The organism is Streptomyces sp. NPDC005803, assembly GCF_040630435.1.
Taxonomy (GTDB): Bacteria; Actinomycetota; Actinomycetes; order Streptomycetales; family Streptomycetaceae; genus Streptomyces.
This window is the reverse complement of record NZ_JBEXXO010000005.1, coordinates 148,406-162,617: the sequence shown is the minus strand read 5'-3', so window position 1 is coordinate 162,617 and position 14,212 is coordinate 148,406. Positions and strand designations below refer to the sequence as shown.

At 71.6% G+C, this 14,212-nt stretch carries 14 protein-coding genes; 8 read left to right on the top strand and 6 right to left on the bottom strand.

Annotation, left to right across the window (positions count from 1 at the left end; translation table 11 throughout):
- The first annotated feature begins 73 nt into the window (after window positions 1-73).
- The 5 genes from ABZ454_RS09655 (at window position 74) to ABZ454_RS09635 (ending at window position 6,102) form a co-directional block, all read left to right on the top strand.
- On the top strand, window positions 74-2,173 hold the full coding sequence (locus ABZ454_RS09655) for an MMPL family transporter (RefSeq protein WP_359536913.1): 2,100 nt from the start codon (window positions 74-76) through the stop codon (window positions 2,171-2,173).
- 89 nt (window positions 2,174-2,262) lie between these two features.
- Window positions 2,263-3,666, top strand: coding sequence for a histidine kinase (locus ABZ454_RS09650; protein ID WP_359537132.1), 1,404 nt, complete (start codon window positions 2,263-2,265; stop codon window positions 3,664-3,666).
- Window positions 3,663-4,346, top strand: coding sequence for a response regulator transcription factor (locus ABZ454_RS09645; protein ID WP_359536912.1), 684 nt, complete (start codon window positions 3,663-3,665; stop codon window positions 4,344-4,346). The genes ABZ454_RS09650 and ABZ454_RS09645 overlap by 4 nt, the downstream gene beginning before the upstream one ends.
- Before the next feature lie 58 nt (window positions 4,347-4,404).
- Window positions 4,405-5,151: a DNA repair protein RecO gene (recO, locus tag ABZ454_RS09640; protein WP_359536910.1), complete on the top strand. Its 747-nt coding sequence runs from the start codon at window positions 4,405-4,407 to the stop codon at window positions 5,149-5,151.
- Window positions 5,152-5,271: 120 nt separating this feature from the next.
- On the top strand, window positions 5,272-6,102 hold the full coding sequence (locus ABZ454_RS09635; RefSeq protein WP_359536908.1) for an isoprenyl transferase: 831 nt from the start codon (window positions 5,272-5,274) through the stop codon (window positions 6,100-6,102).
- 60 nt (window positions 6,103-6,162) lie between these two features.
- Here the strand turns inward: ABZ454_RS09635 and ABZ454_RS09630 are convergent, their stop codons facing one another.
- The 4 genes from ABZ454_RS09630 to ABZ454_RS09615 all read right to left on the bottom strand — a co-directional run bounded on the left by ABZ454_RS09630 (window position 6,163) and on the right by ABZ454_RS09615 (window position 9,384).
- On the bottom strand, window positions 6,163-6,597 hold the full coding sequence (locus ABZ454_RS09630; RefSeq protein WP_356319086.1) for a transcriptional repressor: 435 nt from the start codon (window positions 6,595-6,597) through the stop codon (window positions 6,163-6,165).
- Window positions 6,598-6,662: 65 nt separating this feature from the next.
- The gene (locus tag ABZ454_RS09625; RefSeq protein WP_356319085.1) at window positions 6,663-7,556 is read right to left on the bottom strand and encodes a metal ABC transporter permease; all 894 of its coding nucleotides are present in this window, start codon (window positions 7,554-7,556) and stop codon (window positions 6,663-6,665) included.
- A 2-nt stretch (window positions 7,557-7,558) separates the two neighbouring features.
- Complete coding sequence (locus ABZ454_RS09620; protein WP_359537130.1) at window positions 7,559-8,341, bottom strand: metal ABC transporter ATP-binding protein; 783 nt, start codon at window positions 8,339-8,341, stop codon at window positions 7,559-7,561.
- A gap of 89 nt (window positions 8,342-8,430) precedes the next feature.
- Window positions 8,431-9,384, bottom strand: a complete 954-nt coding sequence (locus tag ABZ454_RS09615; RefSeq protein WP_359536905.1) for a metal ABC transporter substrate-binding protein — start codon at window positions 9,382-9,384, stop codon at window positions 8,431-8,433.
- Window positions 9,385-9,637: 253 nt separating this feature from the next.
- Between ABZ454_RS09615 and ABZ454_RS09610 the strand changes: the two genes are divergently transcribed.
- Window positions 9,638-11,020, top strand: a complete 1,383-nt coding sequence (locus ABZ454_RS09610; protein ID WP_356319083.1) for a glycine--tRNA ligase — start codon at window positions 9,638-9,640, stop codon at window positions 11,018-11,020.
- Window positions 11,021-11,144: 124 nt separating this feature from the next.
- Window positions 11,145-11,351, top strand: a complete 207-nt coding sequence (locus ABZ454_RS09605; protein ID WP_356319082.1) for a hypothetical protein — start codon at window positions 11,145-11,147, stop codon at window positions 11,349-11,351.
- Window positions 11,352-11,444: 93 nt separating this feature from the next.
- Here the strand turns inward: ABZ454_RS09605 and ABZ454_RS09600 are convergent, their stop codons facing one another.
- Entirely contained in the window at window positions 11,445-12,032 is a 588-nt protein-coding gene (locus tag ABZ454_RS09600) for a TetR family transcriptional regulator (RefSeq protein ID WP_356319081.1), read from the bottom strand.
- Between the two features lie 83 nt (window positions 12,033-12,115).
- Window positions 12,116-13,129, bottom strand: coding sequence for an aldo/keto reductase (locus ABZ454_RS09595; protein WP_359536902.1), 1,014 nt, complete (start codon window positions 13,127-13,129; stop codon window positions 12,116-12,118).
- Window positions 13,130-13,494: 365 nt separating this feature from the next.
- Here ABZ454_RS09595 and ABZ454_RS09590 point away from each other — a divergent pair, with 365 nt between their 5' ends.
- Window positions 13,495-13,731: a DUF6243 family protein gene (locus tag ABZ454_RS09590; RefSeq protein ID WP_356319079.1), complete on the top strand. Its 237-nt coding sequence runs from the start codon at window positions 13,495-13,497 to the stop codon at window positions 13,729-13,731.
- The last annotated feature ends 481 nt before the right edge of the window (window positions 13,732-14,212 follow it).

Genomic DNA, 14,212 nt, shown 5'->3' with positions numbered 1-14,212 from the left:
GGTGCGACGCGTCGCGCCCGGCCCGACGGGAGTCTGGACATGACCGGACACCCGGACGGAAGGGGGGCCTCCCATGAGGGCCGCAGCACAGGACATCGGCGGACGCACGCGACCACGGAGCCGGTGGCGCATGCTGCCCTGGGCGATCGTCGTGTTCTGGGCCGCCGTGATCGCGATCGCCGGCCCGCCGGCCGGCAAGCTCGGGGACGTACAGGTCAACCGCGCCGTCGACTACCTGCCGGCGAGTGCCGACTCCACCCAGGTCGCGAAGATCCAGGACACACTGCCCGGCGGTGAGTCGACCGACCTCGTCCTCGTGTACCACCGGGACGGCGGACTGACCGCCGCGGACCGGGCCGTCGCGGCCCGGCAGACCGCCCGGGTGGCGGCCGGCCACACCCTCACCGCGCCGCCGCGGGCCGTGCCCTCCGAGGACGGCACGACGCTGATGTACCCGGTCTCCACGACCGAGCCCGGCCAGGACGACGAGGCGAGGACCGCGTTCGTCGACGAGGTGCGTGAGACCGCGAAGGGCGGCGGCGGACTGGACGTCGAGGTCGGCGGGCCGGGCGCGCTGACCGTGGACGCGCAGAAGGTCTACGGCTCGCTCGGCGGCCCGCTCCTCTACACGACCGTCGCCGTCGTCGCGATCCTGCTGATCCTCATCTACCGCAGCCCGCTGCTGTGGCTGGTGCCGCTCCTCGTCGCGGGCGTCGCCGACGCCCTGTCCATGGCGGTCGTGTACGGCCTCAACCGGGGCTTCGACGTCACCGTCACCGGCCAGAGCTCCGCGGTGATGACCATCCTCGTCTTCGGCGCGGGCACCGACTACGCCCTGCTGCTCGTCTCCCGCTACCGCGAGGAACTCACCCGCACCGCCCGGCCGCACGAGGCGATGGCGGCGGCGCTGCGCGGCTGCGGGCCCGCCGTCGTCGCGTCCTCCGCCACCGTCGCAGCCGGTCTCCTGTGCCTGCTGGCGGCCGATCTCACCAGCAGCCGGGGCATGGGCCCCATCGCCGCCGTCGGGGTGCTGTGCGCCCTCCTGGCGATGCTGACGCTGCTTCCGGCCGTCCTGGTGCTCCTGGGCCGCCGGGTGTTCTGGCCGCTCGTGCCCGTGTACGGCGCCGAGCCGAAGAAGCGCCGCTCGCTCTTCGCCGCCATGGGCGGTTTTGCGGGGCGCCAGCCCGTCGCGGTGCTCGTCGGCGGCGGACTGCTGCTGGGCGCGCTGTCGCTCGGCGCGTTCAGCCTGCCCGGCGACCTCAAGCAGGAGGACTCCTTCACCAGCAAGCCGGACTCGGTCGCGGCGATGGCGACCCTCGCCGGCGCCTACCCCGGCCGCTCCACCCAGCCGATCACCGTGATCACCCCCACCGGCCGGGCCGACGCCGCGCTGGCGCGGGCCCGTACGACCGAGGGCGTCGCCTCCGCCGCACGCGGCCGCAGCGGCGGCGGCTGGACCGAACTGTCCGTCGTCGCCCAGGACAGGCCCGAGTCGCCGGGGGAGCGGAAGACCATCCACGCCCTGCGCGACGGCCTCGACGGCAGCCACGTCGGCGGACCCGGCGCCCAGCAGATGGACCTGGAGACGGCCAGTTCCCGGGACCTGAGGATCGTCGTCCCGCTCGTCCTGCTCTCCGTCCTGCTGATCCTGATCGTCCTGCTGCGCAGCCTCGTCGCCCCGCTGCTGCTCGTCGCCGCCGTCGTCGCGGTCTGGGGCGCCGCGCTCGGCATCGGCGGCCTCCTCTTCGAACCGCTCCTCGGGCTCAAGGGCACCGACCCGGGGCTGCCGCTGCTCTCGTTCGTCTTCCTGGTGGCCCTCGGCGTCGACTACGGCATCTTCCTGATGCACCGGGTCCGTGAGGAGGCCCGGGGCGGCGCCGAACCCACCGATGCCGCTCTCACCGCGCTGCGCACCACCGGCGGCGTGATCGCCTCGGCGGGGCTCGTGCTCGCCGCCACCTTCGCCGTCCTCACGAACATGCCCCTGGCCGGCCTGGTCGAGATGGGCTTCGTCATCGCCGTCGGCGTCCTGCTCGACACCTTCCTCGTCCGCACCTACCTGGTGACCTCGGCGAGCGTGGCCCTGCAGCGGAGGATGTGGTGGCCCGGCGCGCTCAGCCGCACGCCCGCCGCACCCGTGCCGCACGAACCCGCACTCGTCAGGGCCCCCTGACAGTGCCCCCACCCGTACCGGAGGATGGCGGCGTGTCCACCACCCCACGCCGCCGCGAGCGCATCCTGGCCGTCGTCAACCGCGACCCCATGCTCGCGCCGCACCGGACCCGCACCGACGCCCTCGTCGCCGTGGGCGCCGGTGCGCTCTCCGCGGCGCTCGCCCTGTCCACCGACCACGCCCGCGCTCCTGACCCGCTCGGCTGGCTCCTGCTGCTGTGCAGCGCCGCACCGCTCGTGTGGCGTCGGCGCAGCCCCGTCCTCGCGCTGCTCGCCATGGTGCCCGTGCTGGCGCTCTACCACGGTCTCGACAACGCCCACACGGCCACGATGCCGCAGACCTGGATCGCGCTGTACACCGTGGCCGTGACCGGCCGCCCGCTGCGCACCCTGCTCACCGGCATCGGTGTGACGTCGGTGATGGTGACGGTGGTGCTCACCATCGACGCCCATCAGGGGTTCGAACTGCTGCGCATCTCCGGGTGGGTCGTGGCCGTGCTGTTCTGCGGTGTCGACGTACGCATCTACCGCCAGTACGTCGCCTCGGTGCTGGAGCGCGCCGAACGCGCCGAACGGACCCGCGAGGAGGAGGCCCGGCGGCGGGTCGCCGAGGAACGGCTGCGGATCGCCCGCGACCTGCACGATCTGCTGGCCCACAGCATCACCCTCATCGGGGTGCAGACCTCGGTCGCCTCGCACATCCTGACCGTCGACCCGGAGCGGCTCGACCGGCAGGCGATCGCCGCGGCCCTGGACGACATCGCGGACACCTGCCGCGAGGCCAGGGCCGAACTCCGGACCACGCTCCAGGTGCTGCGGGACACCGGTCAGGGCGACCGGCACGACACGGACGGGCCGCTGCCCGACCTGGCCGCCCTGCCCGGTCTGGTACGGGCCGCGGAGGCGGCCGGGGCCCGGGTCGGCCTGCGGGTGCGCGCCCCCTCGGGCCGCGTCGCCCCGGCGACCGGAGCGGCCGCGTACCGCATCGTGCAGGAGTCCCTGACGAACGCGGTACGGCACGCGGGCCCCGGCGTCCGCGTCGTCGTCGCCGTCGAGCCCGCCGGCCCGGGCGCCCTGCGGGTCACGGTCACCGACGACGGCACCGGCCCGGTGGACGACGGCTCCACGCCCGGCTTCGGCATCGTGGGGATGCGGGAACGCGCCCGCAGCACGGGCGGCACACTGACCGCCGGGCCCCTCCCCGGCGGCGGCTTCGAGGTCTCGGCGCTGCTGCCCTGCCCGGACCTGCAGGATCTGGAGGAACAGCAGGAACCCCGGGGGCGGCAGGAACCACGAGACCAGCAGGAACACCAGGGCCAGCAGGAACGCCGAGACCAGCAGGAACACCGGGGCCAGCAGGAACGCCGAGACCAGCAGGAACCCCGAGACCAGCAGGAACAGGCGGAGGGGGAGAGCCGGACGCAGGCTCCGGCAGCGCCGCTGCCCCCCACACACGCCACGGTCCGGGCACAGGAGCCGGAGACCGCCTCATGATCCGCGTACTGCTCGCCGACGACCAGACGCTCGTGCGGGCGGCGTTCGCGATGCTCGTCGGTTCCGACCCGGACATGGAGGTCGTCGGCGAGGCCGCCACCGGTCTCGAAGCCGTCGCGCTCGCCCGCTCCGCACGTGCCGACGTCGTCGTGATGGACATCCGGATGCCCGAGCTCGACGGCATCGAGGCGACCCGTCGCATCGCCGCCGACGAGGACCTGGCCGGGGTGAAGGTCCTCGTCCTGACCACGTACGACACCGACGACCACATCGTCGAAGCGCTCCGGGCCGGCGCCTCCGGCTTCCTGGTCAAGGACACCCGGCCCGCCGACCTGCTCACCGCGATCAGGACCGTGGCCGCGGGGGAGGCCCTGCTCTCGCCCGGCCCGACCGCCCGGCTGATCGCCCGGGTCCTCAGCGCTCCGCAGCCCCCGGCCGGTGCCGGGGCCGGAGGCCCCGGGATGCTCTCCGACCGGGAACGCCAGGTCCTCGCCCTCGTCGCACGCGGCCTGAACAACGCCGAGATCGCCGAGTCCCTCGGTCTCAGCCCGCTCACCGCCAAGACGCACGTCAGCCGGATCATGGGCAAGCTGGGCGCCCGCGACCGCGCCCAGCTCGTGATCGTCGCCTACGAATCCGGCCTCGTCGTGCCCGCGGGCGGGGGCGCCGACGGGCACTGACCGGACCGGGTTCCGGGGGCGGGCCCGGCGGGCCGCCCGCGTACCGGACAATGGAGCCATGAGCTTGTTCCGGGACGACGGCGTGGTGCTCCGCACGCAGAAGCTGGGCGAGGCCGACCGGATCATCACGATCCTGACCCGCGGCCACGGCCGGGTACGGGCCGTCGCGCGCGGGGTGCGGCGCACGAAGTCGAAGTTCGGGGCCCGGCTGGAGCCGTTCTCCCATGTGGACGTGCAGTTCTTCGCGCGCGGCAGCGAACTCCTCGGGCGCGGGCTGCCGCTCTGCACCCAGAGCGAGACCATCGCCCCGTACGGCGGCGGAATCGTCACCGACTACGGGCGCTACACCGCCGGCACCGCGATGCTGGAGACCGCCGAACGCTTCACCGACCACGAGGGCGAGCCCTCGGTGCAGCAGTACCTGCTGCTGGTGGGCGGCCTGCGCACCCTGGCCCGCGGAGAGCACGAGCCCCACCTCATCCTCGACGCCTTCCTGCTGCGCTCCCTCGCGGTCAACGGCTACGCCCCCAGCTTCGACGACTGCGCCCGGTGCGGAATGCCCGGTCCGAACCGGTTCTTCTCCGTCGCGGCGGGCGGCGTCATCTGCGGCGACTGCCGGGTGCCCGGCAGCGTCGTACCCTCGGCTGAGGCCGTCGCCCTGCTGAGCGCCCTGCTCACCGGCGACTGGGCAACGGCTGACGCGTGCGAGGCGCGTCATGCCAGGGAGGGGAGCGGGCTGGTGTCCGCCTATCTGCACTGGCATCTGGAGCGCGGACTGCGCTCGCTACGGTACGTGGAGAAGTGACACGGGCCCCTCACGTACGGACCCGTCAAGTACGGGCCTCCAAGCACGCGTCCATCAGCACAGGCAGACCAGGCAGCACAGGCAGCACAGGCAGACCAGGTACAGGGAGCGAGACAGTTCATGGCAGTACGCGGGATTCTCGGCGGCCGTAACCGGCGCGACTACAAGACCCCGGAGCCGCACCCGTCCGGTGCCGTGCCTCCGAAGATCCCCGGTGAGCTGGTGCCCAAGCACGTGGCCGTCGTGATGGACGGCAACGGCCGCTGGGCCAAGGAACGCGGTCTGCCGCGCACCGAGGGCCACAAGGTCGGCGAGGGCGTCGTCATGGACGTGCTCAAGGGCTGCATCGAGATGGGCGTCAAGAACCTCTCGCTGTACGCGTTCTCCACCGAGAACTGGAAGCGGTCCCCGGAGGAGGTGAAGTTCCTCATGAACTTCAACCGGGACGTCATCCGCCGCCGCCGCGACGAGATGGACGAGCTCGGCATCCGGATCCGCTGGGTCGGCCGCATGCCGAAGCTGTGGAAGTCCGTCGTCCAGGAGCTCCAGGTCGCCCAGGAGCAGACCAAGGACAACACCAAGATGACGCTGTACTTCTGCGTGAACTACGGCGGCCGGGCCGAGATCGCGGACGCCGCGCAGCGCATCGCGCAGGACGTCGCCGCGGGGAAGCTCGACCCTTCGAAGGTCAACGAGAAGACGTTCGCGAAGTACATCTACTACCCGGACATGCCGGACGTCGACCTCTTCGTCCGCCCCAGCGGGGAACAGCGCACCTCCAACTACCTGATCTGGCAGAGCGCGTACGCCGAGATGGTCTTCCAGGACGTTCTGTGGCCGGACTTCGACCGCCGTGACCTGTGGCGGGCCTGTCTGGAATTCGCTCAGCGCGACCGGCGCTTCGGCGGCGCGGTGGAGGCGGCGGGCGCCCCGGAGGGCTCCGAGGGCTGAACCGCGGGAGCCCCGGGGGCCGCGCCCCCGGGGCTCACCCCCGCGTGCTCACCGCTGCGCTCACCCCTGCGTGGTCGCGCACTCCACGCACGTACCGAAGACCTCGACCGTGTGCGCCACGTTGACGAAACCGTGCTGCGCCGCGATGGTCTCGGCCCACTGCTCCACCGCCGGGCCCTCGACCTCGACGGCCTTGCCGCACATCCGGCACACCAGATGGTGGTGGTGGTCGCCGGTCGAGCACCGGCGGTAGACGGACTCCCCCTCGGTGGTGCGCAGCACGTCGACCTCGCCCGCGTCCGCGAGGGACTGCAGGGTGCGGTAGACCGTGGTCAGTCCGACCGAGTCACCGCGGTGCTTGAGCACGTCGTGCAGCTCCTGGGCGCTGCGGAACTCGTCCACTTCGTCGAGCGCCGCCGCCACCGCTGCCCGCTGCCGGGTCGACCGGCCGCGTACCGGTGCAGCGTTCGTTCCACTGATCGGCGCCGTCGCCACAGGAGCCTCCTCGTGTCGCCCGTACGTATGTCGGGCCATTGTGCCAGTCCGCACCGGTGCCGGCCTCAGACGCGGACGTCGTCGGCGGCCCGGCGGGCGGCGGGTACTTCCAGGGTGCACCGCTCGTCCGCCGTTTCGCGGTGGCGGGCGCGCCTCCTGGCCAGCGGGGTGGCGAGGAGCGTCAGGGCGATGAACACCCCGATGGCCAGGAGCACGATCGTCGCGCCGGGCGGGACGTCCTGGTAGTACGAGGTGATGGTGCCGGCCAGCGTCACCGCGACCCCGACGGCCACCGACAGCACGAACGTCACCTTGAAGGACCGGCTGATCTGCTGCGCGGCGGCGACCGGGACCACCATCAGGGCGCTGACCAGCAGCAGCCCGACGACCCGCATCGCGACGGTGACGGTCACCGCGGCGGTGACCGCGATCAGCAGGTTCAGCACGCGTACGGGCAGTCCGGTGACCCGGGCGAACTCCTCGTCCTGGCTGACGGCGAACAGCTGCCGTCGCAGTCCCACCGTCACCAGCAGCACGAACGCCGCCAGCAGGGTGATCGCGGTGATGTCCTCGGAGGAGACCGTGGACAGCGAGCCGAAGAGGTAGGACGTCAGGTTGGCGTTGGAGCCGGTGTCGGAGAGGTTGATCAGCAGGACACCGCCCGCCATGCCGCCGTAGAAGAGCATCGCCAGGGCGATGTCGCCCCGGGTGCGTCCGTACCAGCGGATCAGCTCCATGGTGACCGCGCCCACGACGGCGACGGCCGTGGCCATCCAGACGGGGCTGCTGGACAGCAGGAAGCCGAGGCCCACGCCGGTCATCGCGATGTGGCCGATGCCGTCGCCCATCAGTGCCTGCCGGCGCTGCACCAGGTAGATGCCGACGGCGGGGGCGATGACACCGACCAGCACGGCGGCGATCAGCGCCCGCTGCATGAAGGGAGGGGTGAGGAATTCCATGATCAGCTCAGCAGTCCCGTCCGGACGGGCTCGGAAGCCGCGTGGGGGTGTACGTGGTCGTGGCCGGGCAGCGCGTGCTGCCCGAGCGCCTTCGGGGGCGGCCCGTCGTGCATCACACAGCCGTCGCGCAGCACGACCGCCCGGTCGATCAGCGGCTCCAGCGGGCCGAGCTCGTGCAGGACGAGCAGCACGGTGGTGCCGGCCGCGACCTGCTCGCGCAGCGTCGCGGCGAGGATCTCCTGGCTGGCCAGGTCGACGCCCGCCATCGGCTCGTCCATGATCAGCAGCTCGGGTTCGGCGGCGAGCGCGCGGGCGATCAGTACGCGCTGGTGCTGACCGCCGGAGAGGGCGTCCACCGAGTCCTTGGCGCGGTCGGCGAGACCGACGAGCGCGATGGCGCGGTCGACGGCGGCCCGGTCGGTCCTGCGCGGCAGGCGCAGCCCGGTGCGGGACAGCCGCCCGGAGGAGACGACCTCGCGGATCGTGGCCGGCACACCGCCGGCAGCGGTGGTGCGCTGCGGTACGTAACCGACCCGGGCCCAGTCGCGGAAGCGGCGCAGCGGGGTGCCGAAGAGCTCGACGGCGCCGCCGGTGAGCGGGACCTGGCCGATGACGGAGCGCACGGCGGTCGACTTGCCGGAGCCGTTGGCGCCGAGCAGGGCGACGACCTCGCCGCGGCGCACGGTCAGGTCGACGCCGCGCAGCACGGGGCGTGCGCCGAGGACGGCCGTGGCGTCGCGTACGACGATCACGGGTTCGGATGTGGAGCTCTGGGGCTCGGGCATGAGCGCCTCCGGTGCTGCCGCGCGGTTCGTGTCGGTCGGGTCGGGCGAGCTGGTCGTGTCGGGCGGGTCGCTCGTCCTGTTCGTCTCGCTCACTTCGCGCCGAGAGCCTTCTGCAGCGCGGCGAGGTTGGACTCCATGACCTCGATGTAGTCATCGCCCTTGGACTTGCCGGTAATTCCCTCCAGCGGGTCCAGCACATCGGTTTTCAGGCCGGTGTCCCGGGCGACGGTCTTGGCCGTCTTGTCGCTGGCGAGCGTCTCGAAGAAGACGGTGGTGACCTTCTTCTCCCGCGCGATCGCGTGCAGGGCGCTGATCCGGGCGGGGCTGGGCTCGGCCTCGGGGTCGATGCCCGCGATGCCCTCCTGGGTGAGGCCGTAGCGCTCGGCCAGGTACCCGAAGGCGGAGTGGGTGGTGATGAACGTCTTGGTGGCGGTGTTCGCCAGCCCCTTCTCGTACGCGGTGTCGAGCGCGCCGAGCTTCGCGACCAGGGCGTCGGTGTTCTTGCGGTAGTCGGCGGCGTGGTCCGGGTCGGTCTTCTCCAGGGACTTCCCGACCCCCTCGGCGACCTGGGCGTACTTCACCGGGTCCAGCCAGATGTGCGGGTCGGCGCCGGCCTCCTCGCCCTCGTGCTCATGGCCGTGCTCCTCGCCCCCTACCTCGGCGCCGTGGTCCTCCAGCGTGGTGAGCTTCGCGGCGTCGACGGCGTGCTCGGACTCGGAGAGCTTGATCGCGTCGTCCACGGCCGGCTGGAGGCCCTTGAGGTAGAGGATGTAGTCCGCGTCGCTGAGGCCGCCGACCTCTCGCGGGCTGAGCTCCAGGTCGTGCGGTTCCACGCCCGGCTTGGTCAGCGTGGAGACGGAGACGTGGCTCCCGCCGATCTGCTCGGCCAGGAACTGCATCGGGTAGAACGACGCCACCACGTTCAGCCTGTCGCCGCTCTTGCGGTCGGCGGCGTCGGAGGCGGAGCAGGCGGAGAGGGCGGTGAGGCCGAGGACGACTGCTCCGGCGACGGCGGTCGTGGCTATGAGGCGGCGTACGTTCATGACAGTCATTTTCAACTAAACTGGAAACGATTGTCAACAAGGCTGATGAGATGACTCCGGGACGGACTGCCGGGGGCCGCTCGGCGGACCACTGGACGGACTGCGCGACGGACTCCTCCGATACCGATTTGATCGAAGGGGCGTGCCCGCCGGTAATCTGAGGCATTCGCCCAGCCGTCTCCCGACCACCACCCCCCACCGAGGCGCTTCGCGACACCCCTGTCCAGTTCGTCGTCGTAATGAAGAGAGCACCGTGGCCGCCGACAAGATCGACTCCATCGTCAGCCTGAGCAAGCGCCGTGGCTTCGTTTTCCCCTGTAGCGAGATCTACGGTGGCCAGAGGGCCGCCTGGGACTACGGGCCGCTGGGCGTTGAGCTCAAGGAGAACCTCAAGCGTCAGTGGTGGCGCTACATGGTCACTTCGCGCGAGGACGTGGTCGGGCTCGACTCGTCGGTCATCCTGGCCCCCGAGGTGTGGGTGGCCTCCGGCCACGTCGCCACGTTCTCCGACCCGCTGACCGAGTGCACCTCCTGCCACAAGCGCTACCGCGCGGACCACCTGGAGGAGGCGTACGAGGAGAAGCACGGCAAGCCGCCGGTCAACGGCCTCGCCGACCTCAACTGCCCCAACTGCGGCAACAAGGGCACCTTCACCGAGCCCAAGCAGTTCTCCGGCCTGCTCTCCACGCACCTCGGCCCGACCCAGGACTCCGGCTCGGTCGCCTACCTGCGCCCCGAGACCGCCCAGGGCATCTTCACCAACTTCGCCCAGGTGCAGACGGCTTCGCGCAAGAAGCCGCCGTTCGGCATCGCCCAGATGGGCAAGTCCTTCCGGAACGAGATCACTCCGGGCAACTTCATCTTCCGCACGCGCGAGTTCGAGCAGATGGAGATGGAGTTCTTCGTCAAGCCGGGCGAGGACGAGCAGTGGCAGGAGTACTGGATGGAGCAGCGCTGGAACTGGTACACCGGCCTCGGCATGCGCGAGGAGAACATGCGCTGGTTCGAGCACCCGGCGGAGAAGCTCTCCCACTACTCCAAGCGCACCGCTGACATCGAGTACCGCTTCCGCTTCGGCGGCAGCGAGTGGGGCGAGCTGGAGGGCGTCGCCAACCGCACGGACTACGACCTGAAGGCGCACTCCAAGGCCTCGGGCACCGACCTGTCCTTCTTCGACCAGGAGGCCGGCGAGCGCTGGACCCCCTACGTCATCGAGCCCGCGGCCGGTGTCGGCCGCTCGATGCTGGCCTTCCTGCTGGACGCCTACATCGAGGACGAGGCGCCCAACGCCAAGGGCGTCATGGAGAAGCGCACCGTCATGCGCCTCGACCCGCGCCTGGCGCCGGTCAAGGTCGCGGTCCTGCCGTTGTCCCGCAACCCGCAGCTCTCGCCGAAGGCCAAGGGCCTCGCGACCGACCTGCGTCAGAACTGGAACATCGAGTTCGACGACGCGGGTGCCATCGGCCGCCGTTACCGCCGCCAGGACGAGATCGGCACGCCGTTCTGCGTCACCGTCGACTTCGACACCCTCGACGACAACGCGGTGACCGTGCGCGAGCGCGACACCATGAAGCAGGAGCGCGTCTCGCTGGACCAGATCCAGGCGTACCTCGGCGCCCGTCTGCTCGGCTGCTGACACGACGCACCCGCTGGACCGCTGGACCGCTGTACCGCTGTACCCGCTGGACGAAGCCCCCGGTTCCCCGTACGGAACCGGGGGCTTCGTGCACACTGGGCACACCCGCTCTCAGGAGGCTCGGATGCCGTCCATGACCACGAGCAAGGTCAGCAGATGGGACCAGCACGGACGTGAACACGTCGTTCAGGTACGGAAGTCGGGGGTGCGACGCCAACTGACCTGCGGTACCTGCGACTGGCGCAGGGCGGCGCAGTTCCTGCCCTGGCTCAAGGCCGAGGAACACCTCGCCGAAGCCCATCAGGCGACGGTCGACCCGACGGCGACATAGGGCACGGCTTGCTTCCCTGCCTGCCTTCAGCCTGTTTGTTCCGCCGCACTACGGGCGGGCCACCCCCTCCGCCACCCCCGTCAGAGCGCCGGCTCAGGCGCGCAGGCCGCGCAGCAGGAGGTCCGAGACGGCGGTGAACTCGGCGACGATGGCGGGTTTCTGCCACTCGGCGGCGTACGCCGGGTCGTGGAACCGTGCCGTCGCGGCGAAGACGGCCTGGGCGGCGGCCGCGGGGTCCTCCACGGCGAACTGCCCGTCCTGCACGCCTTCCTCGATGATCTCCCGCAACTGGCCGACGAGGACGTGGATGTGGTCCTCGACGACCGTGCTCCCGCCCATCAGCACCTCATAGGTGGCGAACAGCTCGGGATCATCGCCCGCCTTGTGACGCTTGGCCTCGAACAACGTCTCCAGCCATTCCCGCAGCTTCGCCGGAGCAGGCTGGGCGGAGGCGTGCAGGATCTCGGTGAGCGCCACCTCCGTACGGGTCAGCCAGCGGCCCGTCACGGCCTCGCGCAGGGCGGCCTTCGTGCGGAAGTGACGGTAGACGCTGCCATGGCTGACACCGAGCGCGCGGGCCACGTCGACCACGGTCGCCTTCGCGGGCCCGTAGCGGCGCAGCACGTCCTCGGTGGCTTCGAGGATGCGCTCGGGGGTCAGCGGGTCGGACGGCGGCGTCATGGTGAGGTGCTGCCTTTCGGGGTGTCGCGTGGGGCCAGGGCCGGAGCGGGGCGGGCCGTACCCCCGCTGACGGTACCCGGAGGTCAGCGCTCGCTGTCCAGGTGGGCCATCTGGCTGTCCGGGTAGCGGGCGCCGGCGGCCGCGCCGGCCGGGACGGCCTCCTCGATCGCGGCGAGGTCGGCCGCGTCCAGCCGGACGTCCAGCGCGCCGAGGGCCTCGGTCAGCCGGGTACGGCTGCGGGCGCCGACCAGCGGCACGATGTCCGCGCCCCGGGAGAGGACCCAGGCGATGGCGATCTGCGCGACCGTGACGCCCTTTTGCTCGGCGATCTTGCGCAGGGCGTCCACCAGGTCGAGGTTGTGCTGGAGGTTCTCGTCCTGGAAGCGGGGGCTCATGGACCGGAAGTCGCCGGGGGCCAGTTCGCGGTCGCGGGTGAAGTGGCCGCTGATCAGGCCCCGGGAGAGCACCCCGTAGGCGGTGACCCCGATGCCCAGTTCGCGGCAGGCGGGCAGGATGTCGGCCTCGATGGAGCGGGAGATCAGCGAGTACTCGATCTGCAGGTCGGAGATCGGGGAGACGGTCGCCGCCCGCCGGATCGTGTCCGCCCCGACTTCGGAGAGCCCGATGTGGCGGACGTGACCCGCCTCGACGAGCTCCGCGATGGCGCCCACGGTCTCCTCGATCGGGACATCGGGGTCCACACGGGCGATGCGGTAGACGTCGATGTGGTCCGTGCCCAGACGCTGCAGTGAATAGGCCGCGAAGTTCTTGACCGCCGCCGGACGGCCGTCGTATCCGGTGAAGCCGCCCTCGACGGTCCGCAGGGCGCCGAACTTCACGCTGGTCAGCGCCTTCTCCCGGGCGGCGGCGGGGGCGGTGCGCAGGGCCTCGTTGATCAGCAGCTCGTTGTGTCCCATGCCGTAGAAGTCGCCGGTGTCCAGCAGCGTGATGCCGGCGTCGAGGGCGGCATGGATGGTGGCGATCGATTCGGCGCGGTCGGTCTCGCCGTACAGCGCGGACATGCCCATGCAGCCGAGGCCGAGCGCGGACACCTGCGGGCCGGCGGAGCCGAGGGTGCGGGTGGGGAAGGTGGTCATGAGGAACTCCCGGTGGGTGGACGGATCGGAACAGCTCGGAAGAACGCGTGAGGCGCGGACGGGGCCGCGCCGGGCCGTGCCTCCACCATGGCATGTGGGCTGACAGATTTCAATATCTGTCAGCCCATGTTCCCCCGGGAGTGTGGTCGAGGGACGGTCGACGGGCGGTGGGCGGGCGAGGGACGGGCCGGTCGACGAGGCGGAAAACCCGGTGCTGGGGCCGCGCGGGGCGGGGTAGCGTTCATGGCATGTATGCGTTCTTCCAGATCTACGAGTGAGAGCGCGGCGGGTCCGACCACCCGCCGCCCACCGGTACCGATCCAAGGTCGTGTCAGACCTCACTTTCACCACACATGGGAGAACCCGTGGCCAAGAGCCGTAACAACCTTCTCGGTGTCGGCGGACAGCGCAGGAAGCTGTCCCGCGCCGAACAGCAGGGCGCGCCCGCCGGGCGCGACGCCGACCGCAAGTCGGCCGCCGAGCAGAAGCAGGAGCTGCTGCGCAAGATGCGCGAGCGTGCCGCCGGGGTCGAGCCGTCGGACGACGCCGCCGCGGGGCAGGACGCCCCGGAGGGGGAGCAGGACGCCCCGGCGCAGAGCTGACCCACCCGCGGCGGAGCGCGCGGCCCGCAAGCCGTGAGACGGGCTCGCCCCCGCGCCGCACGTACGACCGTGGGCCCGGAACACCCCAGGTGTACCGGGCCCACGCCCGTACCGGAACCCGGACCGCCGGGGGGCCATGGGCCGAACCCGGCCCATGGCCCCCGCCGAAGCCGAAGCCGATGTCGATGCCGTTGCACTGGCGGGAGCCGAAGCCGAAGCCGAAACCGAAACCGGCACCGGCGCAGAAGCTCAGCACGGCCCCGCCGGCACCGGCACAGAGTCGGCACCGGCACAGAGCCGGCACCGGCGCAGAAGCTCAGCACCGGCCCCGCCGGCACCGGCGCAGAAGCTCAGCACGGCCCCACCGGCACCGGCACAGAACCGCCACCGGCCCCGCCGGCACCGGCGCAGAAGCTCAGCACGGCCCCACCGGCACCGGCACAGAACCGCCACCGGCCCCGCCGGCACCGGCGCAGAAGCG